The 25,949-nt window shown below is 61.3% G+C and carries 24 protein-coding genes; 14 read left to right on the forward strand and 10 right to left on the reverse strand.

Annotated features, from left to right (window positions below; translation table 11 throughout):
* Positions 1 to 99 precede the first annotated feature (99 nt).
* Positions 100 to 1,035, forward strand: a complete 936-nt coding sequence (gene ddh, locus MXB53_RS01020) for a D-2-hydroxyacid dehydrogenase (protein WP_248895357.1) — start codon at positions 100 to 102, stop codon at positions 1,033 to 1,035.
* Here ddh and engB read toward each other — a convergent pair.
* Positions 1,032 to 1,646, reverse strand: coding sequence for a GTP-binding protein EngB (gene engB / locus MXB53_RS01025; protein WP_248895358.1), 615 nt, complete (start codon positions 1,644 to 1,646; stop codon positions 1,032 to 1,034). The genes ddh and engB overlap by 4 nt on opposite strands.
* Positions 1,647 to 1,889: 243 nt before the next feature.
* Between engB and MXB53_RS01030 the strand changes: the two genes are divergently transcribed.
* Positions 1,890 to 2,723 (forward strand): bile acid:sodium symporter family protein, encoded by an 834-nt coding sequence (locus MXB53_RS01030; protein ID WP_345779714.1) that lies wholly within the window; start codon positions 1,890 to 1,892, stop codon positions 2,721 to 2,723.
* Between the two features lie 91 nt (positions 2,724 to 2,814).
* On the opposite strand, the gene MXB53_RS01035 is transcribed toward MXB53_RS01030, so the two are convergent.
* The 4 genes from MXB53_RS01035 to MXB53_RS01050 all read right to left on the reverse strand — a co-directional run bounded on the left by MXB53_RS01035 (position 2,815) and on the right by MXB53_RS01050 (position 4,918).
* Positions 2,815 to 3,819, reverse strand: a complete 1,005-nt coding sequence (locus MXB53_RS01035; RefSeq protein ID WP_248895360.1) for an NOG1 family protein — start codon at positions 3,817 to 3,819, stop codon at positions 2,815 to 2,817.
* Between the two features lie 94 nt (positions 3,820 to 3,913).
* A complete protein-coding gene (locus tag MXB53_RS01040; protein ID WP_248895361.1) occupies positions 3,914 to 4,156 on the reverse strand; it encodes a hypothetical protein in 243 nt (80 codons plus the stop codon).
* Between the two features lie 21 nt (positions 4,157 to 4,177).
* Complete coding sequence (locus tag MXB53_RS01045) at positions 4,178 to 4,387, reverse strand: hypothetical protein (protein ID WP_248895362.1); 210 nt, start codon at positions 4,385 to 4,387, stop codon at positions 4,178 to 4,180.
* 42 nt (positions 4,388 to 4,429) lie between these two features.
* Entirely contained in the window at positions 4,430 to 4,918 is a 489-nt protein-coding gene (locus MXB53_RS01050; RefSeq protein ID WP_248895363.1) for a DUF367 family protein, read from the reverse strand.
* 130 nt (positions 4,919 to 5,048) lie between these two features.
* Between MXB53_RS01050 and MXB53_RS01055 the strand changes: the two genes are divergently transcribed.
* On the forward strand, positions 5,049 to 5,399 hold the full coding sequence (locus MXB53_RS01055; protein WP_248895364.1) for a nuclear transport factor 2 family protein: 351 nt from the start codon (positions 5,049 to 5,051) through the stop codon (positions 5,397 to 5,399).
* 32 nt (positions 5,400 to 5,431) lie between these two features.
* Here MXB53_RS01055 and serS read toward each other — a convergent pair whose 3' ends face one another.
* Positions 5,432 to 6,817, reverse strand: a complete 1,386-nt coding sequence (gene serS / locus MXB53_RS01060) for a serine--tRNA ligase (RefSeq protein WP_248895365.1) — start codon at positions 6,815 to 6,817, stop codon at positions 5,432 to 5,434.
* 81 nt (positions 6,818 to 6,898) lie between these two features.
* Between serS and MXB53_RS01065 the strand changes: the two genes are divergently transcribed.
* The 3 genes from MXB53_RS01065 to MXB53_RS01075 all read left to right on the forward strand — a co-directional run bounded on the left by MXB53_RS01065 (position 6,899) and on the right by MXB53_RS01075 (position 11,247).
* Positions 6,899 to 7,804 carry an MBL fold metallo-hydrolase gene (locus MXB53_RS01065; protein ID WP_248895366.1) on the forward strand — a complete coding sequence of 302 codons (906 nt, stop codon included), beginning with the start codon at positions 6,899 to 6,901 and terminating at the stop codon, positions 7,802 to 7,804.
* A gap of 122 nt (positions 7,805 to 7,926) precedes the next feature.
* Positions 7,927 to 9,795 (forward strand): cation:proton antiporter domain-containing protein, encoded by a 1,869-nt coding sequence (locus MXB53_RS01070; RefSeq protein WP_248898049.1) that lies wholly within the window; start codon positions 7,927 to 7,929, stop codon positions 9,793 to 9,795.
* Between the two features lie 84 nt (positions 9,796 to 9,879).
* Positions 9,880 to 11,247 carry an ATP-binding protein gene (locus tag MXB53_RS01075; protein ID WP_248895367.1) on the forward strand — a complete coding sequence of 456 codons (1,368 nt, stop codon included), beginning with the start codon at positions 9,880 to 9,882 and terminating at the stop codon, positions 11,245 to 11,247.
* A gap of 9 nt (positions 11,248 to 11,256) precedes the next feature.
* Here MXB53_RS01075 and MXB53_RS01080 read toward each other — a convergent pair whose 3' ends face one another.
* Both MXB53_RS01080 and MXB53_RS01085 read right to left on the reverse strand, forming a co-directional pair.
* Positions 11,257 to 11,463: a hypothetical protein gene (locus MXB53_RS01080; RefSeq protein WP_248895368.1), complete on the reverse strand. Its 207-nt coding sequence runs from the start codon at positions 11,461 to 11,463 to the stop codon at positions 11,257 to 11,259.
* 67 nt (positions 11,464 to 11,530) lie between these two features.
* A complete protein-coding gene (locus MXB53_RS01085; protein ID WP_248898050.1) occupies positions 11,531 to 12,535 on the reverse strand; it encodes an alcohol dehydrogenase in 1,005 nt (334 codons plus the stop codon).
* Between the two features lie 124 nt (positions 12,536 to 12,659).
* Here MXB53_RS01085 and MXB53_RS01090 point away from each other — a divergent pair, with 124 nt between their 5' ends.
* The 4 genes from MXB53_RS01090 (at position 12,660) to MXB53_RS01105 (ending at position 17,822) form a co-directional block, all read left to right on the forward strand.
* A complete protein-coding gene (locus tag MXB53_RS01090) occupies positions 12,660 to 14,081 on the forward strand; it encodes a PAS domain-containing protein (RefSeq protein ID WP_248895369.1) in 1,422 nt (473 codons plus the stop codon).
* Positions 14,082 to 14,128: 47 nt separating this feature from the next.
* A complete protein-coding gene (locus MXB53_RS01095; protein ID WP_248895370.1) occupies positions 14,129 to 16,021 on the forward strand; it encodes an ABC transporter ATP-binding protein in 1,893 nt (630 codons plus the stop codon).
* Between the two features lie 86 nt (positions 16,022 to 16,107).
* Positions 16,108 to 16,425, forward strand: a complete 318-nt coding sequence (locus MXB53_RS01100; RefSeq protein ID WP_248895371.1) for a hypothetical protein — start codon at positions 16,108 to 16,110, stop codon at positions 16,423 to 16,425.
* Between the two features lie 143 nt (positions 16,426 to 16,568).
* Entirely contained in the window at positions 16,569 to 17,822 is a 1,254-nt protein-coding gene (locus MXB53_RS01105) for a tyrosine-type recombinase/integrase (protein WP_248895372.1), read from the forward strand.
* Between the two features lie 2 nt (positions 17,823 to 17,824).
* Here the strand turns inward: MXB53_RS01105 and MXB53_RS01110 are convergent, their stop codons facing one another.
* Positions 17,825 to 18,019, reverse strand: coding sequence for a hypothetical protein (locus MXB53_RS01110; RefSeq protein WP_248895373.1), 195 nt, complete (start codon positions 18,017 to 18,019; stop codon positions 17,825 to 17,827).
* Between the two features lie 585 nt (positions 18,020 to 18,604).
* Between MXB53_RS01110 and MXB53_RS01115 the strand changes: the two genes are divergently transcribed.
* The 3 genes from MXB53_RS01115 to MXB53_RS01125 all read left to right on the forward strand — a co-directional run bounded on the left by MXB53_RS01115 (position 18,605) and on the right by MXB53_RS01125 (position 22,852).
* A complete protein-coding gene (locus tag MXB53_RS01115; RefSeq protein WP_248895374.1) occupies positions 18,605 to 20,050 on the forward strand; it encodes a hypothetical protein in 1,446 nt (481 codons plus the stop codon).
* Positions 20,051 to 20,546: 496 nt separating this feature from the next.
* Positions 20,547 to 21,623 carry a DUF4238 domain-containing protein gene (locus tag MXB53_RS01120; protein WP_248895375.1) on the forward strand — a complete coding sequence of 359 codons (1,077 nt, stop codon included), beginning with the start codon at positions 20,547 to 20,549 and terminating at the stop codon, positions 21,621 to 21,623.
* Positions 21,624 to 21,712: 89 nt separating this feature from the next.
* Positions 21,713 to 22,852: a DUF4238 domain-containing protein gene (locus MXB53_RS01125; protein WP_248895376.1), complete on the forward strand. Its 1,140-nt coding sequence runs from the start codon at positions 21,713 to 21,715 to the stop codon at positions 22,850 to 22,852.
* Between the two features lie 17 nt (positions 22,853 to 22,869).
* Here the strand turns inward: MXB53_RS01125 and MXB53_RS01130 are convergent, their stop codons facing one another.
* Positions 22,870 to 24,081 (reverse strand): RNA-binding domain-containing protein, encoded by a 1,212-nt coding sequence (locus MXB53_RS01130; protein ID WP_248895377.1) that lies wholly within the window; start codon positions 24,079 to 24,081, stop codon positions 22,870 to 22,872.
* Between the two features lie 354 nt (positions 24,082 to 24,435).
* On the opposite strand from MXB53_RS01130, the gene MXB53_RS01135 reads away from it, so the two are divergent.
* A complete protein-coding gene (locus tag MXB53_RS01135; protein ID WP_248895378.1) occupies positions 24,436 to 25,899 on the forward strand; it encodes an Nmad2 family putative nucleotide modification protein in 1,464 nt (487 codons plus the stop codon).
* Positions 25,900 to 25,949 lie beyond the last annotated feature (50 nt).

Below are 25,949 nucleotides of genomic sequence, written 5' to 3' on the forward strand. Positions count from 1 at the left end.
AGCCACCGTTTCTCGACAGCCGTAGCCGTCGCTGCGTGACGACGCCCTCCAACCATGCTCGCAGTCACACTTTTGCCGCCGGACTCGGTAGGCGCGAGTATGCCCTCGATCGAAACGCTCGGCGTTCACCACTCGGTCGGCGAGGTGTTTCCAACGGACGTGTTTCGCGACGCCCTCGCGGACGCCGGCCCGTCGGTTCGCGTCGTCGATCCGGACGGCGACCTCTCGGCGTGTGACGCTCTCGTGACGTTCGCCTACGAAGACCGCTTTCTCGACGCCGGCCTCGACTGGATCCACTCGATCCAGGCCGGCGTCGACCGCTTCCCGTTCGACGCCCTGGACGATCGGGGGATCGCCCTCACCAACAGCACGGGTATCCACGGCGACGTGGTCGGCGAGACGGCGCTGGGGTTCATGCTCGCGTTCGCCCGCCGCCTGCACGCCCATCGCTCGAATCAGGAAGCCGGCGTCTGGGAGCAACCGGCGTGGGACGAAGCCTTCCCCCTCCGCCGCGAGTCGGCCTGCGTCGTCGGCCTCGGCACGCTGGGCCAGGGTATCGCCACCCGCGCCGCGGCGCTCGGGATGGACGTCACCGGCGTCAAGCGAACGCCGACGCCGGTCGACGGCGTCGACGCCGTCTACCCGCCCGCGGACCTCCCCGAGGCCGTCGCCGACGCCCGGTTCGTCGCGCTCGCGGTGCCGCTGACCGAGGATACGAGAGGGCTGATCGACGCGGCCGTCTTCGACGCCATGCGCGAGGACGCCTATCTCGTCAACGTCGCGCGTGGCCCCGTCGTCGACCAGGACGCCCTCGTCGACGCCATCCAGGGAGAGTCCATCGCGGGCGCCGCGCTCGACGTGTTCGAAACCGAACCCCTTCCCCCGGAGTCGCCGCTCTGGGATCACGGCGAGGTGATCGTCACCCCCCACGCCGCCGCGTTCACCGACGAGTACTACGAGCGCGTGGCGACCATCGTCCGCGAAAACATCCGGCGCCTCGACGCCGACGAATCGCTGACCAACCAGGTCGTTTAGAGGAATTTCAGCAGGTCGTCCCGTTTCTGGTCGTGGAAATGTGACTCCAAGGCGTCCGTGAGCGAGTCGATATCGCCGCGCTTGGCGGTGATCGGTGCGACGGTGTTCTGCCACTGTTGCCACGGCGGGTAGAGGCCGAGTCGATCACAGAGGTCGTCGAGGCGTTCGTCCCGGTCGTCGACCTTGTCCATCTTGTTGACGGCGACGACCGTCGGAATCTCCAGTTCTTGGAGGAAATGGAAGAGCTCCACGTCGTGGGGCACCTCGCCCTCGCCGCTGTGGCGGTCGATGATGTCGACGGCGCTCTTGCCGTCGACGACGAGGACGCCGGCGAGGATGTCGTCGGCGTTGGCCTCGATGTAGCGCACCACGTCGGTCTTGATCTGCTCGCGGTGCTCCTCGGAGACGCCGGACATGAAGCCGAAGCCGGGGAGGTCGGTGAACATGAAACTCTCCGACGTCCAGTCGAAATGGTTGGGCTGGCGGGTGACGCCGGGCTTGCGCCCCGTCGACACCGAATGCCCCGTGAGTTCCCGCATCAGCGTCGACTTGCCGACGTTGGACCGGCCGACGAGCACGACCTCGTCGCGGTCCGGACGATCCTCGAACATGACTCCGTTTGGCGGGTGCGAGGTTTAAACTCGGCGTATGGGGGAAGCCGGAATGAACAGAGCTATATTCCCGTCAGCGCCGAGCGTGTCGGTGTGAGCACCACCGAGCGAATCTCCCGTGCGAGCAGACTGGCGAGCAAGTACTTCGTCCTCTGGGTCGTCGTGGCAGCGGGCGCCGCGCTGGTGAATCCGGACCCGTTCGTGCCGATCCTGAACTACGTCACGCCGTTGCTCGGCCTCATCATGCTGGGCATGGGGCTGACGCTCCAGCCGGCGGATTTCAAGCGGCTGGTCGACCGCCCGGTCGACGTCGGCATCGGGGCCGTGACGCAGTGGCTCGTGATGCCGCTGGCGGCCTACGGCCTGTATCTGGCGTTCGACCTACCCGACGCCATCGGCGTCGGCCTCGTTCTCGTCGGCGCGGCCCCGGGCGGGACCGCCTCGAACGTGATGAGCTACCTCGGCCGGGGCGACGTGGCGCTCTCGGTCGCGATCACGACGCTGACGACGCTCGCCGCCCCCATCGTGATGCCGGCGTGGACGCTGTTCATCCTCGGCGAGAGCGTCGACGTGACGTTCGCGGAGATGTTCGTCAGCATCGTCCAGATCGTCATCATCCCGGTCGTGCTCGGCTTCGTCATCCGGTACGTGCTGGACCGACGCGCGCCGCGTGCGGCCGAGGTGGGCGTCGACGTGTTCCCCGTGATCAGCGTCGCGGCCATCGTGGCCATCGTCGCGGGCGTCGTCGGCGCGAACGTCGAGAACATCCTCACCGCCGGCGCGTTGGTCCTGTTGGCGGTCGTCATCCACAACGCGATCGGTCTCGGGGCCGGGTTCGGCGTCGGCCGAGCGATGGGCATGTCCGAAGACCGAACCCGGACCTGCGCGTTCGAGGTCGGTCTCCAGAACAGCGGTCTCGCCGTCGCGCTGGCAACGGCGCTGTTCTCTCCGGCCGCGGCGCTCATCCCCGCGCTATTCAGCGTCTGGCACAACGTCACCGGGCCGGCGCTGGCGAGTTATTTCACGTGGCGCGACGAGTCAGAAGCGAGCGCCGAGGGCGGTGTCGCCGGCGACTGATACGGTTTATTGGAAGTCAGTACCGGTGAGTCGCCAAGACGGGCCGGCGACTCACCGGCAGACAGTTACAATATCCGGATGACTCCGACGGTTACCGAGACGGCAGGTCGGATTCCCAGTCGACCGTCGTAATGGCCAGGTCGAGCACGTCGTCGACGTTCTCGTCCTCGGCGACGCTCATGTAGGCGTCGGCCTCGACGTCGGTCGAGCGGTCGCTCTTGTTACAGACGGTGCGGACGGGCGCGTCGAATCGGTCGGCGACGGCGTCGCGGAGCGCAAGCTGGTCTTCGAGCGGGTAGCCACACGCCCCGCTCGCGTCGACGACGAAGAGCACGGCGTCCGCGAGGTGGGCGAGCGCGCTCACGGCCTGGCTCTCGATCTCGTTGCGGTCGGCCTCCGGCCGGTCGAGCAGTCCGGGCGTGTCGATGATCTGATAGCGGATGTGGTCGCGCTCGAAATGGCCGATCTGGATGCCGCGCGTGGTGAACGGGTAGCGCGCGATTTCGTTGCTCGCGCGGGTGACGTCGTTGACGAACGACGACTTGCCGACGTTGGGGTAGCCCGCGACGACGATGGTCGGTTCGTCGGGGCGGATGTCGGGCAGGTCACGGAGCGCGTTGCGGGCGTCGCCGACCCGCCGGAGGTCGGTCTCGACCTCCTCGACGACATCGGCCATGCGGGCGAAGGCCTGCTTGCGGTGTTTGCGCGCGGTGTCGACGTCCGTCTTCCGGAGTTTGCTGTTGTACTCCCGCTGGATAGCCTCCACCTGCCGACTCGCCCAGGTCACCTCGGAGAGGCTCGCCCGGAGGGCGTCGATGCCGGTCTGTTCGGTGCCGTCCTCGGCGGTGCGTGACGAGACCGACTCCCGCAGGACCGCGTCCGCGAGTTCGCGATAGAACGGATCGACGATGTCGAAGTCCGGCCACTCCGTCACCACGTTCTCCAGATTGTCCGAGAGGATGTTGCCCGCCGTCTGCAGCATCGACTGCTGGGCCTCGAGTCCCGACTTCGACCGCCCGGAGCGGGCGGCCCGCGAGAAGGCCTTGTCGATGAGTTCCTCCGACCGGGGCGTAGTCGGTAGGTCTTCGAAAATCATTGTCGGTACTTCGACACGCGCGAATAAAAGGTCGTCCGTTCGGCCCCGTGAGCGCGGCTGTCGCCGTTGCCCGCCACCGAGGGCGATGGACGGCTTACCGGAGCGACGGCACAGCGATCCGCATGCTCCCGTCCGATCGATCGAGATGAGCGCGCCAGCCGGTAACGCCGGCGACGACGAGGAGCACACCGCCGACTGCGAGCAGGACCGGTTCGGCGCCGAGGACGAACCGGGTCGGCCCGAAGTGCGTCGAGACCTCCACGTAGAGCCCGGGGTCGAGCGCGTAGAGCAGGACAGCCCGGAGCGCGTAGAACAGGGCGACGACGCCCGTCGCCACGGGAATGATGGCGAGATATCGCTACCGAAGAGCGGCGACCGTTCCCGCGACGCCGACGAGAGCGAGGCGAGCGAGCAGTCGCTCCTCGTGGTTGAGGTCGCCGTCCCAGCCGGTCATGATCGTTCCCTCGGACCCCGGGGCGACGTGGACGAGGCCCTGATGGATGCCGATGACGATAGCCACCAGACCGGCGAGCGCGGCCGCGACGGGGACCATCCGACGGGTTCGCATGCGGTCGTCTTGTCGTCGCGACAGCATCAAGGCTACGCCGCGCTACCGATCCAGATACTCCTGCTGAACCGCCACCACGTCCGCCGAGTCGTCGCAGTCGGCGTACCGGCGCAGGGGTTCGTCGTTGAGTTCGAGAAACGTCTCGCCCCACGTGAACTTCGAGAGAATGCGCTCGGCGTGGGAGCGGTGGCCGAGGATGACGAGGCCGGCCGCCAGTGCTTCGACGGTCGTGAGTTGGAACGGGTTGCCGAAGTTGACGGGATTGGCTGCGACCAGATAGGGGAGCGCGCGGTGGTCGCCGGGGAGAGAAAAGCGCGCCTCGCCGGCCGACTCCCACGAGCAGTCGAGGGCCACGAGCGTCTCCGTCGCGTCGGCGGGCGAGAGCGCCTGCTCCGCGTGGGGGTTGAGTACGACCCCGTACGGCGTCGCGCGGTCCGACCGGTGAAGGGTCGCGAGGTCGAACCGGGCGAGTTTGCGGGCCGTGCATTTCTCGGGGTCGTCGTCGCCCGCGTAGCGCACGTGCAGATCCACGCCGGAACCAGGCGGTCGACGGCCAAAAGCACCGCGTTCGTGGACGTATTCGGTGCAGTCGCCGAAAGCATCCGACCGCGGCCGCGCTCGAGGGGGGAATGGTTTTCCCGGTCGGCGCGCACGGAAGCGTATGAACGAGTCGGACGCCGAGGACGCCGAAGCGACGGTTCGCGCCTTCTACGCCGCCATCGACGACGGCGCGTACGACCGTCTCCGGGAACTGCTCGCTCCCGAGTTCGTCCACCACCGGCCCGACCGAACGCTCGACGGCCGCGAGCGATTCGTCCGGTTCATGCGCGAGGAGCGCCCCCGGACCGACACCGAGCACGTCGTCGAGGCAGTGGCGGTGGCCGCGGACAGGGAAACGGTGTTCGTCCGCGGGCTGCTGCGGGCGGCCGACGGCGAGACGCTGTTCGGGTTCGTGGACGTCCACCGAGTCGGCACGGCGGGCATCGAGGCGTTGTCGACCTACACGAAGTAGCCGCGGGGCGAGTCAGACCGTTTGCGGGAGTGTCAGTCCCTCTCGCCGGCACCGACCGCGCTCTCGCCAACCTTCTCGTGGCCCTCGATGACCTCCTTGCCGCCCATGTACGGCCGGAGCGCCTCGGGCACGGTGACGGTGCCGTCGTCGTTCTGGTAATACTCGAGAATGGCGACCATCACGCGGCCGACGGCGGTGCCGGAGGCGTTGAGCGTGTGGAGATACTCCGCCGACTCGTGGCGCTCGGGGCGGTACCGGAGGCCCGCGCGCCGAGCCTGGAAGTCCTCGAAGTTCGAGGCGCTGGAGACTTCGAGCCACCGGCCGCCGCGGTCGGGACCGTCCTCGGCGTCGGTGCCGGGCGCCCACACTTCGATGTCGTAGGTCTTGGCGGAGGCGAAGGTGAGGTCGCCGGTACAGAGCGTCAGGATGCGGTAGGGGAGACCGAGACGACGGAGAACTTCCTCGGCCTCGTCGACGAGTCCGTCGAGGCGGTCGTAGCTCTCGGCCGGGTCGACGAAGTTGACGAGTTCCACCTTGTTGAACTGGTGGACGCGGACGATGCCCCGGGTCTCCGTCCCGTGCTCGCCCGCCTCGCGCCGGAAGTTGGGAGTGTACGCCTGGTGTTTCAGCGGCAGGTCGTCGCTGAGCAGGATGTCGTCGGCGTACATGTTGGTGACGGGCACCTCGGCGGTGGGGCAGAGCCAGAGGTCGTCGTCGTCGTAGTCCTCGGTCTCCTCGCCGCCGATGCGGTAGGCGTCCTCCGCGAACTTGGGGAGTTGGCCGGTCCCCTCCATCGACGTGGATTTGACCGGAATGGGGGGAAAGAGATCAACGTAGCCCTGGTCGCGGTGGACATCCATCATGAACTGGATGAGCGCGTGTTCGAGGCGGGCGCCCGCCCCCTTCAGGAAGTAAAAGCCCGCGCCCGTGGTCTTGGCGCCGCGTTGCTCGTCGATGATGTCGAGGTCCTCGCCGAGGTCGTAGTGGGGCGTCACCGTGTCGGGCAGGTCACGCAGATCGTCGAAGCCGTGGCGCCGCGTTTCGACGTTATCGCTCTCGTCCTCGCCGACCGGCACGTCGTCGTGGGGGACGTTCGGGAGTTCCATCAGCCGCGATTCGAGTTCCGATTCGAGTTCGTCGGCCCGGGATTCGACCTCCGCCAGACGCTCTTTGAGTTCCTGCGAGCGCTCGATGGCCTCCTCGGCCTCGGCCTCCTTGCCCTCCGATTTCAGTTGGCCGATGCGCTCGCTCACCTGGTTGCGCTCGTGGCGGAGGTCGTCGCCCTCGCTCTTGAGCGACCGCCACTCCTCGTCGATCTCCAGCAGTCGGTCGAGATCGACGCCGTCGGCCATCCCCCGATCCTCGAGGGTCCGACGCACCACGTCCGGATTCTCGCGGAAATACTGCCTGCTGAGCATTTGCCAGGGTTTCTCGCGGACGCGACAAAACCGTGTCGGGACTGTCCGAACGCTTTTCACCGACGACGACGGCGTTCGATCATGGCTATCGGCGACCTCACTGCCGTCTCCGACGACACCGACTGCTACTACGTCGATGTCGGCGCGTTCGACGTGCCGGGCTACGGCTCCGTCTACCTCCTCGACGCGGAACGACCCGCCGTCGTCGACACCGGCCTCGGCACCAACGTCGACCGCGTCGTCGGCGCACTCGACGAACTCGGTATCGACGCTCTGGACACCATCCTGACGACGCACGTCCACCTCGACCACGCCGGCGGCGCCGGACACCTGCTCGATCACTACCCCGACGCGACGGTCCTGTCCCACGACATCGGCGTTCCACACCTGATCGACCCCTCGAAACTGGTCGCGGGGACGAAAGCGGCCGTCGCCGAACAGTGGAAATACTACGTCGACCCGAAACCCGTGCCCGAGGACCGGATCGAGGGGATCGAGGGCGGCGACACCGTCGACCTCGGCGACCACCGCCTCGACGTGGTCCACGCGCCGGGCCACGCCCCCCATCAGGTCATGTTCCACGACCGAACCGACGACGTGCTCTTTACGGGCGACGCGGCGGGCATCCGACCGCCCGCCGAGGAGTCACTGTTCCCGACGTCGCCGCCGGTGAACTTCGATCTGGAGACGTGTCTCGACGACGCGGCGACAGTCGCCGACCGAAACCCCGAGACCATCTGTTTCGGCCACTTCGGCGACGCGGCGTTCTCTCCCGATCTGATGGACGAGTACGGCGACATCCTCACCGACTGGGTGGAGCAGGTGCGCGAGAAACGGGGAGAACTCGGCGACGACGACGCCGTCATCGAGCATTTCGCGGAGACGGCCGAACCGATCGAGCCGTGGGGGGAACGAAAGACGAAAGCCGAACACCGCCTCAACGTCCGGGGCGCCCTCGGCTACCTCGACCACATCGGCAGAAAGTGATCGTTCGTGGCGTTATATCGCGTGCATAGCAGATCTTATCCAATTTTTCCCGCCCTGACACGGATCGAAACGGCGGGTTTTATCCTCATCGCAGCCATCGTCACGAACACAATGGAGGTGTGCTGATGGCCGCCGGCGGTGGGAATCTCATCACGCTGGTCGCGGCCCTCATCGGCGTGGGCGTCGTCGCGCAGATCCTTTCGGACCGGTTCCGGGTGCCGAGCGTCGTGTTCCTGCTGGCGTCCGGCGTCGTCCTCGGTCCGGAGGTGCTCGGAATCGTCGGCCCCGACTCCTTCGGCAACGCGCTCTCGGCCATCGTCGGCCTCTCGGTGGCCATCATCGTCTTCGAAGGCGCCTTCCACCTGCGCATCGGCCGGCTCCGTGAGGCGCCGGCGGCGACGTTCAAGCTCGTGACGCTCGGGGCCGCCATCGCGCTCATCGGCACCGCGGCCGTCGTCCACTACGCCCTCGACGTGAACTGGCTGATCGCCTCGCTCGTCGGCGCGCTCCTGGTCGCGACCGGTCCGACGGTCATCGCGCCGATCCTGGAAGTGGTGCCGGTGCGAAACCGCGTCGGCACCGCCCTCGAAACCGAGGGGATCGTCAACGACGTGACGGCGGCGATCCTCGCGGTCGTCATCTTCGAGGCGATCATCGAGGATGTCCACGCGCCGAGCGAACTGTTCGTGCTGTTCGCCCAGCGACTGGGAAGCGGCATCGTCGTCGGCCTCGCGGTCGCGGCCATCGTCTTCTACGCGCTTCACTACGTCGATCTCTCGCCGGGGAACGCGCCGCAGAACGCGCGGCTGCTGGTGCTGGGTGGCGCGCTCGTGGCCTACGGCGGGGCCGAGGCAGTCGCCACCGAAGCCGGGATCGCCGCCGCCGCCACCGCGGGCATCATCCTCGGCAACGTCGACGTGCCCTACGAGGAGGAGATCACGGATTTCAAAGGCGACATCACGCTGATCGTCCTCTCGTTCGTCTTCATTACGCTCGCCGCCCTGCTCCAGTTCGAGTATCTCCTCGCGCTCGGACTCGGCGGCATACTCGTCGCCGCCGCCGTCGCGCTGGTGATCCGTCCCCTGCTGGTGTTCATCAGCACGGCCGGCGATCGGTTCACTCGCGGGGAGCGTCTGTTCATGAGCTTCGTCGGCCCGCGGGGGATCATCCCCGCGTCGGTCGCGACGCTGTTCGCCGTCGAGTTCCGGGCACAGGGGATGCCCGAAGAGGCGAACGTGCTCGTGGGCACCGTCTTCCTCGTGATCTTCCTGACGGTCGCACTGGAGGCTGGCTTCGCCAGACAGATCGCCGAATTCCTGGACGTGATACCCATGCGTGTAATCATCATCGGCGCCGGGGACGTGGGGCAGACCCTCGCCCAGCGCCTCGAAGACCGCGGCGAAAACGTCGTCCTCATCGAAGAGGACGTGAACACCGTAGAGACGGCCCGCAACGCGGGGCTGACCGTCCACCACGGCGACGGCACCGACACCGAGGTGTTGCGCTCGGCGGGCGCCGACAACGCCAAGATCGTCGCCACCACGACCGGCGACGACGACGTGAACCTGCTGGTCGCCCAGCTCGCGGAGTCGAAGTTCTCGCCCGAGACCATCCTCGCCCGCGTGAACAACCCCGCCAACGTGGACGCCTTCGAGGACCTGGGCGTCCGCGCCATCTCCGCCGTGGACGCGACGGCGATGGCCTTCGACGACTACATCGAACGGCCCGCGCTCGTCAACTGGATGAGCGAGATCGGAGAGGAAGGCGAAGTCCAAGAGATCGAGGTGACCTCGGAGGACCTCATCGGCAAGTCCATCGCCGAAATCGGCCCGGATCTCCCGCCGCGCAGCCTGATCGCGCTCGTCTCCCGCGACGGCGAGACGATCGTCCCCGACGGCGACTGCGTCCTCGAACGCGGTGACCGAATCACCGTCATCGGCGACGACGAGTCGGTGATGGAGGCGCTGTCGTTCGCCCACCCCGACGAGTAACGCCGAGCGAGCGGGCAGCGCTCGGGGCGCCCGCTATCAGTCGTTCCGACGACCTTAAACGGCTGCCACGAGAACAGCGTAGGGATGACTGATCCGGCTCTCGAAGTCGTTGAGTTCCTCCTCACAGCCCACGTCTATACGGACGACCGATCTCTCGAGGAGAGCGACCTGCCGCCGCGATTCCGGCGGGTCTTCTGGGCCGACGAGGACGACACCGACGACGCCGACGACGACATGCCAACGGGTGGGATCGAACGACCGCTCGTCGTTACCGAGCGCACCGCGCGCCAGGCGACGGGCGTCGAACACCCGTGGGACGCCGTGTCAGACCTGCTGTTCACGGAGCAGGAGAACTTCTCCGGCCGCATCTCGCTGACACAGCCCGACATGGCCATCGACTGGGTGGTCGAACGGGCCGACCGCGAACGCATCGCCACCAACCCGACGCTCGCGTCCGTCGTCGCCGACCGTGACGATGTCGACGTGACGCTCGAAGAGGCACGGGAACAGACCCGCCCGATCCACGCCGACCGGGTGTGGATCGACAGCCTCCTCGACGCCTACTTCGACGAGGAGGAGGACGCCGAGATGCTCGATCTGGTCCAGGTGCGCGCCCCAGAGGAGATCGAGATGACGCTCGACGACCTCGTGCTCACCGAGGACCAGGAAGGCGAGATCCAGAAGATCGTCAAGGCGATCGAACACCGGGAGTATCTGGCCGAGATCGGCCTGCGCGAGATCGGCAAACTCCTCTTCGTCGGACCACCGGGCACCGGGAAAACCACCGCAACGCGCGCACTGGCGCACGAACTCGGCCTGCCCTTCGTCGAGGTGAAGCTGTCGATGATCACCAGCCAGTATCTCGGTGAGACGGCGAAAAACGTCGAGAAGACCTTCGAGGTGGCCAAACGCCTCTCGCCGTGTATTCTCTTCATCGACGAGTTCGACTCGGTCGCCAAAACCCGACGGTCGGACGAACACGCCGCGCTCAAGCGGGCGGTCAACACCCTCCTAAAGAGCATCGACGACATCAGCCTCATCCGCGACGAGGTGTTGCTGATCGGCGCGACCAACCACCCCGACCAGCTCGACGCGGCGGCGTGGCGACGCTTCGACGAAATCGTCAACTTCCCCAAGCCCGATCGGCAGATGCGCGCCGACATCCTCGAGGTGATCACCCGGCGGATGGACATCGCCGAGTTCGATCCGCAGGCGGTCGCGGAGCGCACCGAGGGCCTCACGGGGAGCGACCTGCGGATGGTGCTGCGGGAGGCCGTCCTCGAAGCCCTCACCGAGGAGCGCACGGCGCTCACGCAGGCGGACATCCTCGACGCTGTCGACGACTTCGAGGAGCGGGACAACCTCAAGAACATGGACATGATCGACGGCGACGCCGACGCCCTCGTCGCGGGCGACGGCGGCCACGATCACGACCACGACCACGATCACTGAGCGACCTACTTACGCGCGCTCGTCTGTCCAGACCGGGCGATAGGACGGCCCCGGCCGGTCGGTCTCCGGACGCAACAGCGCTGACACCGCGCCAGCGACGGCGAGGAAGGGCAGGATCGGCAGGACGAACAACAGGCACAACGCCGCGACGGCGTGGCCGATCCGCGCCATGACCAGTTCCGCGATCGACATGCCGAGCGTTGCTCTCCGGTTCATACTCGGCCGGGCGTGAGGCGGCGAATCCACTACTGCGTTTCGGTCCCGGTGACGGCGCGATCGCGGCTTAGACGTCGAGGACGGCGCGGAACCGGGCCTCGTTTTCCATCATCCGGGCGTAGGCGTCGCCGACCTCGCCGAGGTCGAACGTCTCGACGACGGGCGTGATCTCCCGGAGGGAACTGAACTCGAGCGTGTCCTGGGAGTCACGGGCGTGTCCGGAGCCCCACCCAGAGACGGAGCCACGGGTGCCGACGAGATGCTGGACATCGACGGGGACGGACTCGCCGGGGAGACCGACGACGACCACATCGCCGTCGGCGCCGAGACCGCCGACGACGGAGGAGATGGCGTCCGCCGACGGGGCCGTCGAGAGGACGACCCGTGCCCCACCGAGTTCCTGCAGCGCCTCAGCGGCGTCCGTGTCGCTCGCGTCGACGAAGTGGTCGGCGCCGAGATCGTAGGCGAGCGACTCCTTCCCCGGACTGCGGGAGATGGCGACGGTTTCGAAGCCGGCCGCGTGGGCGTACTGGATGCCGAGATGGCCGAGGCCACCGACGCCGACGACGGCGACCAGGTCGCCGGGCCGGGCGTCGCTGTTCCGGAGGGCGTTGTACGTCGTCACGCCGGCACAGAGGAGGGGTGCCGCGTCGATGGGATCGAGGTCGTCGGGGACGGCCGCCACCGCTTCGGCGGGGACGGTCGTGTACTCGGCGTAGCCGCCGTCGAAGGTCAGCCCCGTGATGTCGGCGTTCTCACACTGGAGGAAGTCCCCGCGGCGACACGGTTCACAGGAGAAACAGTGGCCGCCGTGCCACCCGGCGCCGACGCGGTCGCCCTCGCTCCAAGCCGTGACATCGTCGCCGACGGCGTCGACGCGACCGACGACCTCGTGTCCGGGGATGCGGGGGTAGCTCACGCCGGGGAACGTCCCCTCCTTGACGAAGGCGTCGCTGTGACAGACGCCACAGGCGTCGACGGCGATGCGGACCTCGTCCGGGGAGGGAGTGGGAACCGCTCGATCGACGAGTTCGAACTCGGCGCCAGCTTCGGGGATGACGGCTGCTCGCATCGTCTCTGACATACAACCATGAACGGTTCGGACCGGCAAAAAGTCCGGGATCCACCTCCGGTCGGGTCGATAGCAGACAGGTCTAAGAGGATCGCAACCGAGGAGAGGGTGTGACGACGATAGTATGCCTCCGGGGGTGACTGATGCCGTCCTCGATACGCTCTCGGCGCGGATCGCGGTGCTCGACGAATCGGGACGGATCGTCGAAGCGAACGCGTCGTGGCGAGCGTTCGACGCGGACACCGATCACCCGCTACTGCCGGCGACCGACGAGCCGTATCTGTCGGCGCTCCGTCGGTCCGCGAACGAGCAGGTTCGGGAAGTCGCCACACGGCTCCAGTCGGTGCTCGACGGCGACGGCGGTGTCGAGTATCCGTACCACGCCGACGAGGACGGCGACGCGCTGGTGATCCGGTTCGAACCGCTCGATCACGACGGCGACCGCTACGCCGTCGTGACACACGTCGGCCGCCACTCGGAGTCCCGGACGGCGGCCGATATCCACCTCAAGGAACGCGCGATGGACGAGGCGCCGGTTGGGATCGCCATCTCGAACCCGGATCTGGAAGACAACCCCGTCATCTACGCCAACGCGGCTTTCGAGCGGATCACGGGCTATCCCGTCGGGGACATCGTGGGGCGGAACTGTCGGTTCCTGCAGGGCGCGGACTCCGACCCCGAAACGGTCGCGAAGATGCGCCACGCGATCGACAACCGGGAGCCGGTGACGGTCGAAGTGCGCAACTATCGGAAAAACGGCGAGCAGTTCTGGAACGAAGTGACCATCGCCCCGCTGTACGACGCGGACGGCGAACCCACGCATTTCGTCGGCTTCCAGCGCGACGTGACCGATCGCAAGGAGGCCGAGACGGCCCTGCAGACCGAGCGCGATCGGCTCGCCGTGCTCAATCAGATCGTCCGCCACGACATCCGCAACGACATGTCGGTCGCGCTGGGGTGGGGGAACGAGCTCGCCGACAGTCTCGGTCCCGGATCGGCGGACATCCTCGAACGCATCATGACCGCGGCGACCCACACCAAGGAACTCACGGAGGCAGTCGGCGACCTCGCGGCAATCCTGGGGACGGTCGACCCGGAACTCGAACCCATCCGTCTCGACACCGTTCTCGAAAAAGAGATCGCCCGTATGCGGTCGGATTTCGATTATCGCTCGCAGTCTATCTCCGTCCACGCTGACGACCTACCCGAGGTTCGCGTCCTGGCGACACCGATTCTCTCCTCCGTGTTCGGCAATCTGCTTGACAACGCCGTCTTCCACAACGACAAGGCCGCTATCGAAATCGATGTCGACATCGCGGTAGACGCGGAGTCGGTGGTCGTTCGCATCGCCGACAACGGTCCGGGCGTTCCCGATGTCCACAAGCGCGAGGTGTTCGGACGCGGAGAGAAAGGGCTCGAAAGCCCGGGGAGCGGCCTCGGCCTCTATCTCGTCGACAACCTCGTCCGGACGTACGGCGGGACGGTCTGGATCGAGGACAACGACCCCGAGGGCGCCGTGTTCTGCGTCGAACTCCAACGGCTCTGATCGCGGAGTCGCGCAATACTTCACCCTGCCCCGAGTACGGCGCGCCGATGGCGGACACCGACGGCGGGTTCGAGGATGTCCGGGAGAACGTCGACGGCCACCCGATGGTCAGCCTCCTGGCGTACGCCCGTCCCTACTGGCGCCGGCTGACTGCCGGCGTCATCGCCTCGTTCTGTACGCGCTTTGCCCGCCTCCTCCCGCCGATTCTCGTCGCGACGACCATCGACCGGATCATCCTCGGCTCGGCCGAGCCGGGACTGCTGGCCACCGCTGGCCTGCTCCCTAGCGGCACGATCACGGGACGGGCCGCCCGCATCGCGTTTCTCGAACGCCTCGTGGCCATCGCGGCGCTGGCGTATCTCCTCCGATCGGTGACTCGCTTCGTCTCGCGGTATCTCCTCCAGTCGGCCGCCCAGAAGATCCAACGCGACCTCCGGAACGAGACGTACGATCACCTCCAGCATCTCTCGATGGACTTCTTCGTCGACCACCAGACCGGCGGCATGATGTCCATACTCAACAGTGATATCAACCGACTGGAGCAGTTCCTCAACACCGAGTTCCGACAGATGATCCGGGTCGTCGCCACCGTCGGCGGCATCGCCGTCATCCTCTGGACTTACTCGCCGCAACTCGCGGTCATCGCGCTGGCACCGGTCCCGCTCATCGGCCTCGCGAGCGGGTATTTCCTCACCTGGATCGAGCCACGATACAAGTCGATCCGGGAGTCGGTCGCCCGCCTCAACACGCGTCTGGAGAACAACCTCGGCGGCGCCGCGGTCATCAAGGCGTTCAACCGGTACGGGTTCGAACACGAGCGCGTCGCCGAGCAGAGTCAGGACTACCACGACGAGAAGGTGGGTGCGCTCCGCATCCGCCGGGCCTTCTTCGCCACCCTCCGGCTACTCACCGGCGTCGTGTTCGTCCTCGTCCTCTACATCGGCGGCCTCGACAACATCAACGAGGTCGAAGGCGCGCTCACGGCCGGGAGTTTCGCCCTGTTTTTCCTCTATTTGCGCCGCCTCTACTCGCCGATGCGCCGCGTTGGCAAGTCCGCGAACAAATATCAACTCGCAAAATCCAGCGCCGAGCGCGTGTTCGGCCTCCTCGGACGCGAACCGACCGTGACCTCGCCGACCGACCCCTACCGGCCGGAGACGGTCGAGGGCGACGTGACCTTCGACGACGTGACCTTCGGTTACGACGACCGGGACCCCGTGCTTCGGAACGTCTCGCTCGACGTGCCCGCGGGCGCTACCGTCGGTCTCGTCGGACCGACCGGCGCAGGGAAGTCGACGCTCGTGAAACTCATCCCACGGTTTCACGATGTGGACGCCGGGGCGGTCCGGGTCGACGGCGTCGATGTCCGCGAGTACGACCTCGGGGCACTCAGAGAGGAGATTGCCGTCGTCGAGCAGAGCCCCTACCTCTTCTCGGGGACCGTCGCCGAGAACATCGCCTACGGCGATCAGGACGCGCTGGCGGCCGAACGCGACGGTGAGACCACCGCTCGCGAGCGGGTCGTCGAGGCGGCGAGAGCGGCGGAAGCCCACGATTTCATCACCGACCTTCCCGAAGGGTACGACACGTTCGTCGGCGAACGCGGCGTGAAACTCTCGGGCGGTCAGCGCCAGCGGCTCGCCATCGCTCGCGCCCTCCTCAACGATCCCGCGATCATCATCTTCGACGAGGCGACCAGCGATGTCGACACCGAGACTGAAGAGCGCATCCAGGAGAGCCTCGACCGTCTCGTCGAGGACCGGACCGCGTTCGTCATCGCCCACCGCCTGTCGACCATTCAAGACGCCGACCGCATCGTCGTCCTGAAGAACGGCGAAATCGTCGAAACGGGGACCCACGACGACCTGCTCGGCGCGGATGGCGACTACGCCGCGCTATGGCGGGCACAGGCCGACGCCGCCCCCGTTGCCGACGATTGAAGGGATGCTGCGAGAGCGAGTCACCGAACACACCGCTGCCGACTTCCCGGGATACTCTTATTTGGATTACCCGTCGAAGGAGAGGTATGAGTCGAGCGGTACCGGACGGCTGGCTGAAGACGGGGCGACGCGAGTACGAGAACCGCACGGTCGAGGTGGAGGTGAAATTTCAGCCGACGCCGGAGCAAGACGGACGCTTCGAAGTGTGGGTCGTGAACGAAGAGGCCGAGGAATCGACGGCCATCGAGAACGCCAAGCCGTCGGAGACGGCCGTGCGGGAACTCGCGAAAGACGTGATGGTGGCGTTCACCGACGCGTACGAATCGGCCGTCGACGACGGTATGGGAGACGAGGCGGCCATCGCGCAGGCGATCGAAGAAGCGAGCGAGCGGCATCGTGCGTAAACTCGAGGCGGCGACGAATAGGCCACCGAGGGCGAGGATAGCCCAGTCGGTGGCACTGGTTACTGAATAGGAAGCCAAGGGCCGGATTTGAACCAGTGGTTCACATGCCATAATTTAAAGAGGGTCGAGATAGATGTTCGAATATGAGCGATCCCGGCGCGCAAATCGAGACGCTGCGCGACCGCATCGAGGCGTCCGACAAGATTTCCGACACCGACCGGTCGGCCCTGTTCGACTTCAGCGACGAGCTCTACCTGCTCCAGACGAAGTACAGCGACCATCGGCACCTGAAGCTGCTCCGCCACTGCACTCGCATGGCCGAACACGTCGGCGGGCTGGCCGAGGCCCTCGAGGACCGCGACGCGACGGAGGACATCGTCCGCTGGATCAACCGAACCTACGACAACGAGGAGACCAACCGCGACTACCGGGTGGCCCTCAGCGTCTTTGGCCGGCGCACCACCGACGAGAACGGGGACGATCCGCCAGAGAGCATTGAGTGGGTCCCGTCCGGAACGTCCAGTAACTACGATCCCGCGCCCAACCCCGGCGACATGCTCCACTGGGAGGCGGACGTCCTCCCGATGATCGAGGCGACCCGATACAGTCGGGACGCTGCCTTGATCGCTACCGCTTGGGACTCGGGGGCGCGGAGCGGTGAGATTCGCGGGCTTTCGGTCGGTGACGTGACTGACCACCGCCACGGCTACCAGCTCACTTTCCAGGGGAAGACCGGCCAGCGGACAGTCACGCTGATTCCCTCGGTCCCGTACCTCCAGCAGTGGCTCTCGGATCACCCCGCGCGGGACGACCCCAACGCCCCGCTCTGGTGCAAGCTCGACCGGCCCGAGGAGTTCTCCTACCGGATGTTCACGAAGATCCTCGAAGGGGCCGCGGACAAGGCGGATATCGACAAGCCCGTCACGTTCACTAACTTCCGGAAGAGCTCCGCGAGCTATCTCGCCTCGCAGGGGATGAACCAGGCCCACATCGAGGACCACCACGGCTGGGTCCGGGGCAGCGACGTGGCCAGCCGCTACGTCAGCGTCTTCGGCCAGGACGCCGACCGCGAACTCGCGAAAGTCCACGGAGTGGAGCTCGACGACGACGAGGAGCCGGAACCCATCGCCCCGATGGAATGCCCGCGCTGCGGGCGAGACACCCCTCGAGAGAAGGACTTCTGCGTCTGGTGTGACCAGGCGACGTCCCACGATGCCGTCCAAGATATCAAGGCCGAGGAGCAGGATCTCCGGGATTCCATCCTCACGCTCATCCGGGAGGATCCCGAACTCCTCAATGACATCGAGCGCGCGCAGGACGCGATGACGGTCTTCGAGGAGCGGCCCGACCTCTTCGAGGATGCCAAACGGTTCCGTGAGGCGCTGGGCGGCAACTGACATCACTGCAGCGCCTCCTTGCCTTGCTGAAGTTCCTCGATTACCTGGTTAATCTCTGGGTCGGAGAGTCCCCTGATAAGTAGGGCACCCGCGTAAGCACGTAGCTCGAGGCTGCTCCCGTGCTTGAGGATGTACTCGAGATCTTCGCGGTTTTCTCGAACGTACCGACGCGTCGATTCGGGCACGTCATTGGTCATGGTTCGATCACCTCACCCAGGTCATGTCCGTCCGATTCCGTGGGAATCACGGGCTGCTGATGGTGATTCCGGAGTCCGGAGGGTATGCTCAGTTCACCGTACATGGCGACACGATGATACGGATACTCGCCGAATAGCGGCTATCGGGGCATTTCGGAAATTTCCGAAACCTTCCGGAAACGCCAAAGGGAGGTTCCCCTCCTGTGATTCAGTGTGATGAACCGTTTTCGGAAAAGGCGCCAGTTCGGGAACCAGCTCGCAGTCAAATCTGTCGGAGAACCGCCATACAGCTCTTCGTCTGTTCGATACGAATTAGTGAAAGTCCAGACATTCGATTGACTGTTGTCTGACGGATCTCAGAAACAATGTACAGGATACTGAGGCTGTACACGACAGAGCAGCCTTCAATTCGCCGTCTTATGTGTGAAACAGCCGTTGAACGTGTGTTCCAAGCCGGGTGGTTTGTACTAGTACAGCAGTAATTGATTCGGAAATGGGATCGTCGTAGTGTAGCATATCTGGTAACTGCATTACTTTCACTCCGGCGTCTTATCTTTTATAACCGCCCAGAGCAATTTGTTAGTGATGGCTATCGGAAAGTTCGTTTGGCGAAACAAATGGTGGATTCTTATCTATCTCATAGCGATACCTGCACTCACTCTCCTCACACGCCTCAATCACGTTCCTTCTCAATACCTCTTAGCGACCATCCCATTATTGGCGATATTAGGCCAGTATAATACCATTCAAGAGAAGTTTGAGACCTATAAGAAGAACCGACGTATCGAGAGGCGTCAAAAGAAGTTCGACAAGATACTAAGAAAATTCGAGGACAGATTCGAAGACTCGATCTTGAACTTCGAGGGGGCGGAGCCTTCTGAAAACCTTATCGACTATTGTGACGGCGTTTTCCCGGAGGAATATGAACAATATCTCCACATATTCTACGTATATCTGGCCGAAGAAGCGGAGTTCGACTTGAACCACTTCGAGCGAAATTCGCTTGACGACTCAATCATCTCCTTTTGCCGAGGTTTTGATTTGAGAAACCCGACGGACGAGACGGTTCAAACTGCATGGGGAATTCATAGCGTACTTTGTACGACATCGACTGAAATATCGTTTGACAACGCTTCTGCTGACGTTTTCGATTATGACTGTCTTGATGAGCGATTTATTCGTAAGTACGTTGAGAAGGAAAGGTTAATCTCTGAACTAACTTCAGAGCGACAGGAAATCCGAAATTACAAACAAACACTATCCACGCTATACCAAAATGGTAAGCTGAATGAGTTCGGTATTAAGCAGATCCTCTCTGGCTTCGAAAATGAGATCAAAACAGCACGAACCGACAAGACGCATTTTCTCATCCTGATGAACCAACTTCAGCACGATAGTGATATTCAATCCAAAATTGAAGACTCGGTTAAAAGTGACGGTGGTTCTACTTATTCCATCTACTTGCGAATATCCAATTCATATTACAGTTCCTTCTTGGCTGTGGTTGACGGCGACGAGGACATTAGCGAGTTCTATGAAACTCACGTAGAACCATACTACCAAGAAACAGAAGCCGATGGTTGGCTATCAGTCCACAAAGCGAAGTTCGAGGGGAGCATCCTTGAAAGAAGGTATGAAGAAACACAACCTTCTGATAATGCTAAAAAGGCCATAGCACGAACCAATATTTTAGCAGAAGGCCAAGAAGTCGTGAAGCTCAATTTGGAGGATAAACTCATCGAATCGTATCTATCTACTGACGAGTTGTTGACAGTATTACCACTCAACCTATTCCTCCCGGATTTGAGTTCGGAGAAGAGAGAAACGTTGATTCAGAATAATGAAGACATAAAGGAGGAGTTCAATATATCCAAGCTGACCGATTGGGCGAATCCAAACTATCCGCCGTCAGAGATTGCTGATTACCTACAAAGAACCTACTTCCCGGAGGACTCTCAGCAGGAATGGGAGCAAAATGTCCAAACGGTTGTACAAAGGGCGAATGAGGTTAATCAAGCCTTGACCGCGTGAAGTCTGCTACGTCTCAACTACATCGAGGAGGACCTGCCATGCTTCGGCAATCGGTATAACAAGGACAGTTTTCGTGGAGTGTTCCGTCGGGTAGCGAAGGGGGTTGGCCTAGATCTTGAAGGCCGTGACTTGTCGCCCTACTGTACCCCGTAGTCGACTGCGACGTTCGTAGCTGAGGGGGGTTTAGCTGTGGCGGAGCAGCAGTGTCGGTATAAGTCGAAGCAGGCCACTCAGAATATGAGCACAGTTCGGTGGGTCGGTAAAGCGATACTGTGAACAGTATCGACTGGCGATTGACGTCGCCCCCTCTGAGAGCGAGGACTACCACCCCTCATTCGACCATTAGATTCGGAGTTGTTCGTAGCTGTCATAGTTCTCTTCCATGTCTTGGACAGGGGTGCAGTCCACAGGTTTTGCGCCGGGTTCTTCGACACATCGTACTCAGATGTCTACCTGAACCAAACTTATTACTGATTACTACCCACTACTTTGAAGAATGCCAGAATATCGAAATCAGCACTATGTGCCGCAGTTCTATCTCAGCCGCTTCTCAAACGACGGTGACCGAATCAACCTCTATAATACTCAAGCGCGACAGGAATTCAACGAGCCAATCTCACGAGTTTGTTCACGAAGCTACTTCTACAGTGATAACACCGACATCGAGAGAGCAATCGGCCAGATCGAAGGCTCATTGGCGGAAGGATTGAATGAGATAATTGACGCAGAGGCAGTCAGCGAATTCCAAGTAAGGGAGGAGTTGAAACCGAACTGGCTGCAAGTAATGCAGTTCCTCACCTTCCAGGAGGCTAGAACTGCGTTATCAAGAGAGGAATTAGAACGTGATAGCGACTTTTTCTTCGAGGAGTTTGTCCGTGCTGGCGTTGAAGCAGGTGAACTTGAGCCAGAGCATTTAGAAGGGGTTCAAGCAGGAGAGATAACACTAGAGTGGGACCAGAGTCCGCAACTCAGTTCTATGCTGTATCAAATCCATTGCGCCCCGCTACTCGCAGACCTCTACGGGACGATCTTTATCAATGAGACCAGCTCAAAATTCGTCACTAGTGATCATCCGGTTGTTCGGCACAATCCATACTACGCTGATGAAGGATATACTCAGCTTGCTGGTTGGCAGGCCCGGGGTCTGCAGATTTACTGTCCGCTGACGTCCGAGCATTACCTGCTTCTTCACGATCCAGAGTGCTACGATGTCGAAAGTCATCCGGACGGATCCCTGGTGATCGATGACGAAGACATGGTTGAAGACCTAAACCGATTACAGCTGGTGCATTGTGAGGATAACGTGTTCTATGGCGAGTCGGGAAGACAGGCTGAAATGCAGGAACTGCATGATGAACTAGAGCCGTTGGTAGACCAAGATAGATCTTCGCGTGGAGCATTTGAATCCCAAAATGGAAGAGGAATTTATACGCACATCAGCGTTCCTGAGTTTGTTCCGGATCTGCCTTTTGTTTCGGAAAGTTCTGGAGTAGAATTCACGCCGGAAAGGGTCGAAGGCTCACGTAGAGAGCAAGAGAGAATTTGGGAAGAGCAATTTGGAGACGTGATTTAAGGGCCTATCAAAACATAGAAATGTGAATATTTTGTGGAACGCCTCAGGAAGGTCTATAGACCCGCAATTATCCACTTCTACATAGCAACATGGTGAAGCGGAAGAACCAGCATTACGTACCCCAGCACTACCTCCGTGCCTGGGCCACTAACCAAAAACTCAATGTTCTACCGCTATCCGCCAACCAATCCTTCTTGGAGGCCACTAGTTCCGTATGCTCACGTGACTACTTCTATGGTAACCCGCCAGTAGCAGAGAAAGAACTTGCTAACCTGGACGGCTATCACGCCCGACCGATAACAGAACTCCGTGACGGAATCGACTTAACAGATCTATCTAATCAGTATATCTCGCTCCTCCTCTCGTTTATCACAACACAGCGATCCCGGACCAAGTCCACGAAAGAAGATATCAGAAGTGGTGAGGAATATCTGCGAGAAGCTGTCAAAGACGATATGGGTGCCGATCGATACGAGGGTCAGATCAATTGGAAGTCCGAGCTAAGCGAGCAGGAAAAGGAGGATAGTATGGTGGACGCCTCTCTTCTTGGAACTCATCACTTCCTCATAGCACTGGGAATCTTCGGCTATATCGGTATCGGAGATCTACATGGCGTGATGTTGTGTAACCTCACCAGCCGAGAGTTCATTGTCTCTGATGCGCCGATGGTCCACGACATCCCCCGATACAAGCACGAAATGGGGTTAGTCCCAGCAGGCTTAGGGAATCGAGGACTCCAAATCTTCTGTCCAATAGATCGAAACCGGATTTTGCTCCTTTACGACCCTGAAGTCTACGTATTCGACAGCAATTCCAAGAATCAGGTCTTGATCAGATCTCCGGATGTCGTTGACGAGTTGAACCTACTTCAGTTCCATAATGCAGAGAGCATTGTGATGTTCAACTCAAGTAGTGAGGATTACATTCTGGATTTGCATGACCGAATTGATGAAGTTCGACGCAGAGAGGTAATTACGGTTACACGGGAAACAGAGACAGGGGAGGACTTTGAATTGGATGAGATTCCTGCCTACCAAGTTCCGAAGCTGTCACCAGACCTCCCAAGCAGCCAGACCATGACTCACTTGCCTTACTTAAAACGGCGTCCAGCTTCTCAAGCCGAGAAAGCGCGAAAACTGGTGCATTCCATCTTCAATGAACTCGATTGGGCCTCTGACTTATCGCTTATTTACTCCATCCGGCTGCTCGAAGAGCTACTAGAGCTGTAGTTCTCTTTTCTCGATAATCAGGCGGCATCCGGTTTGTCGAAGTAGTCAAACGGATCTCCAAGTTCTCCGAAAGCGTGCCAAACATGGGTTAAGAACTCCTCCACCACTTCATCGCTGCTCACATCATAGGACTCCAACGTTACAGCAGGTAACGTGGCCACTGCACGATCAAGCTCACTCGACTCTCGGTTTTCCCCCAATGCAAGATAGAACCCGTCTGCGTCAAGAAAGCTAAGGTACAAGAAGATCGGAGTCCGGACATCAAGATCATACAAGAAACCCGTGTAGTCCGGAAGACGGTCTTGCAAGATCTCGTAAAGCGTTAGAAAGCCAATCCGGTCCTCGTCTTTTCTTTGATTCCTGAAATGGAATGAGTGAACCGCTTCGATACGACCGTCTCTGAACAGTTGGACGTACTCGGATGATGGATTGTCCTCTCCCGATCTTTTGCTGAAGTTCTTGATGTCTTGGGAGTTGACTATGCCATCGATGTTCCGTTTTGCAGCTGAGTGAATATTCCCTCTATCTCTGTGGAAGAGTGGAAGACCTGCTATCTCCTGCTCTGCTTTCGAGATATCGATTTCTGGTTGCATCGAGAAAGCGGTCGCCGGGATAACGTGCAACACCATACATGGTCCGGGTTCAAATGGTGCTGGGGTATCGGCACTCCGGATTTTTGCGGTTCGATCTGCGAGGAATTGTTCGACCTCTTCTGTCAACCTGTATTGTTCAAGGAACTTCTCGCGGAGTTCTCCTACGTCTAACGGGTATTTTCCTGCGGAGTTGCGGGCGTAGAACGGTTTCTTGGATTTGAGTGTGACGCGGTGAGGTGAAATCGTGCTTTGCTGGACTCTGATGACTGCGACGTATCCTTCTCCATCTGGGTTCGGGATTGTCCGTATTTCGTGGGTGTTGAGCCGGGGCTGAGTATTATTCCGTATTATGTTCTCCCAGTCGAGTTTGTACTGGTCTCTGTCGTGGTCGGTGGTCCACCACAGCTTTTCATCCTCTTCATCTTCAATATCATCCGGGTCTGGGACGCCGATCAGGAGATCTCCACCCGTAGTGTTTGCAAAGGATGTGACCTCGGCTAAGAACTTCTCCTTGTGACCGTTATCACGAGGATTGAGTTGGCGTTTGAACTCGAGTTGTTTGCGTTCAGGCGTTCCACTTTCCAGCAGCGCCTGTATCTGTTCTATAGATATTGAGTCCAGATCCGGTGAGAGCATACTAAAAACGGAACCATGATTGGAACATAAAGACTAGCCAATCAACACGGAATTCAAAGCCATTAGCGGTAGTGTTAGAACTCATGCCCCCCAGGAATGAGTGCCCGGGGTATTTTGCTGCTTGAACGGCAAAACTACTTTCACGCAGACACATCCCATTACCGGAAAACAGGGGGAGACGGAGGGATAACGGTTCATCCATAGAAAACGAGAAATCCGAAACCGGCGTAAAACCGGGTTACAGGGCTCGGAATGTTTCTCAGTCTTGGAAGGGGTAATGACGCCAGACAATATTTAAGCTGATAATGTCGTTCAGGCGAACTACTATATAGACACTGTGCGGGAACAAGGAATATGCAGGCGCTTCTGCTGAGGGTTGGACTAGATTACGGCACGGGTGGCGGGTTAGCACCGATTTACGATGATGGGACGTTCGAGTACATCCCTATTCCTGAAAGCTATGAAACGACGCAGCAGCAGACCTTTGGTGGGGTAACGACGCGAGACGGACGTCCTTACGCCGAGTACGTCGGATCCAATAACGAATCCAGGCCTCTCCATCTTGATCCGGAGTTCACGACCTACACATATGGGGACCCCACTCGGAAACGATCCCAATTAGCGGAACTCACCGAAGACGACTTGCTCATCTTCTATGCTGGCCTCAAACCGAAGACTTCCGCGGGTCATCCGCGTCTGTACGTGATTGGCTACTTCACCGTTGATGCCATTCACGAACTGGACGGCAAGACGCCAACCGAACGGGCGGACCTGTCCGATCGGCTCTCGAACAACGCGCACATACAGCGGACGAAGTTGACGCCGGAGTCGAAACATCCCGACCAAGATGCGTATCCTGTTATCGTCGAGGGGAAGCCCGACCAGAGCCGGCTACTCGAGAAAGCGCGCCCGTTGACTGACGCTTACGTCAGCGGAACCAATCAGCAGTATCATATGCTAGACTCCGTAGCCCGGATTTCGGGCTACAGCACGGAAAAAGATCTCACGCGTGCCTCGGGCCGTTGGCTGGAACCGACTGATGAAGGGTTACTTCGGGCGTGGTTAGATGACGAAACAACAGGACTGGTCGGGTCGGACACCAGACTCTACTCCTATGTCTTGACTCATGACTCCGGATTTGCACCAAACGTCAGCCACGGGTACTGTACGTTGGCAACGTGCAAGCCCAAAATCCGGATGAACGCTAACGTGGGTGACTGGGTGATTGGAACAGGGTCGCTTACGAGGGACGATAACGAAGAACGATTACTCTACGCGATGAGGGTGGAGGAAGTATTGCCCTACGACGAGTACTTTGAGCGCGAAGACTTCGAGTACAAGAAGCCGAAGGATAGTGACCTCCATGACTCGCAAGGCGATAACATCTACTACACGGGAAAGCCGCTGGGTGGTGAGCGGATTGAGGACTCGGACACGTATCGCGCTGCCACGCCCGATGGTGATCGGATTTATTACCGAGATTCGTATCCGTTCGTGCAACTCGATAATCCCAATCACCCGCCATCCCGAATCAAGGCGGATACCCCGAATGATCCCGACCGACAGGCGGTCCTCGTGAGTCGACAGTTCTGGTACTTCGGTGGAAAAGAGGTTCACCTCCCAGAAGACGATAACCTGCGAGAGGCCCTTATCAAAGGATACCAAAACCCCAATGGGAAGATAGGCCAGAAGAAGACCACGAACGAGGACAGGATAAACCAGTTCGTGTCATGGCTCGTCGAAAACTATCGAATTGGAGTCCATTCTTATCCGCGTGACGCTGGTGAGACAGACGACCACGAGCACACGAATTGCTGAGGCCCGCGAGTCCGGTCAATTCGTGTTTTCTCGACGTCGCAAACGAGAGA

Origin of the sequence: Haloplanus sp. XH21 (assembly GCF_023276355.1) — an archaeon.
Classification (GTDB): Archaea; Halobacteriota; Halobacteria; order Halobacteriales; family Haloferacaceae; genus Haloplanus; species Haloplanus halobius.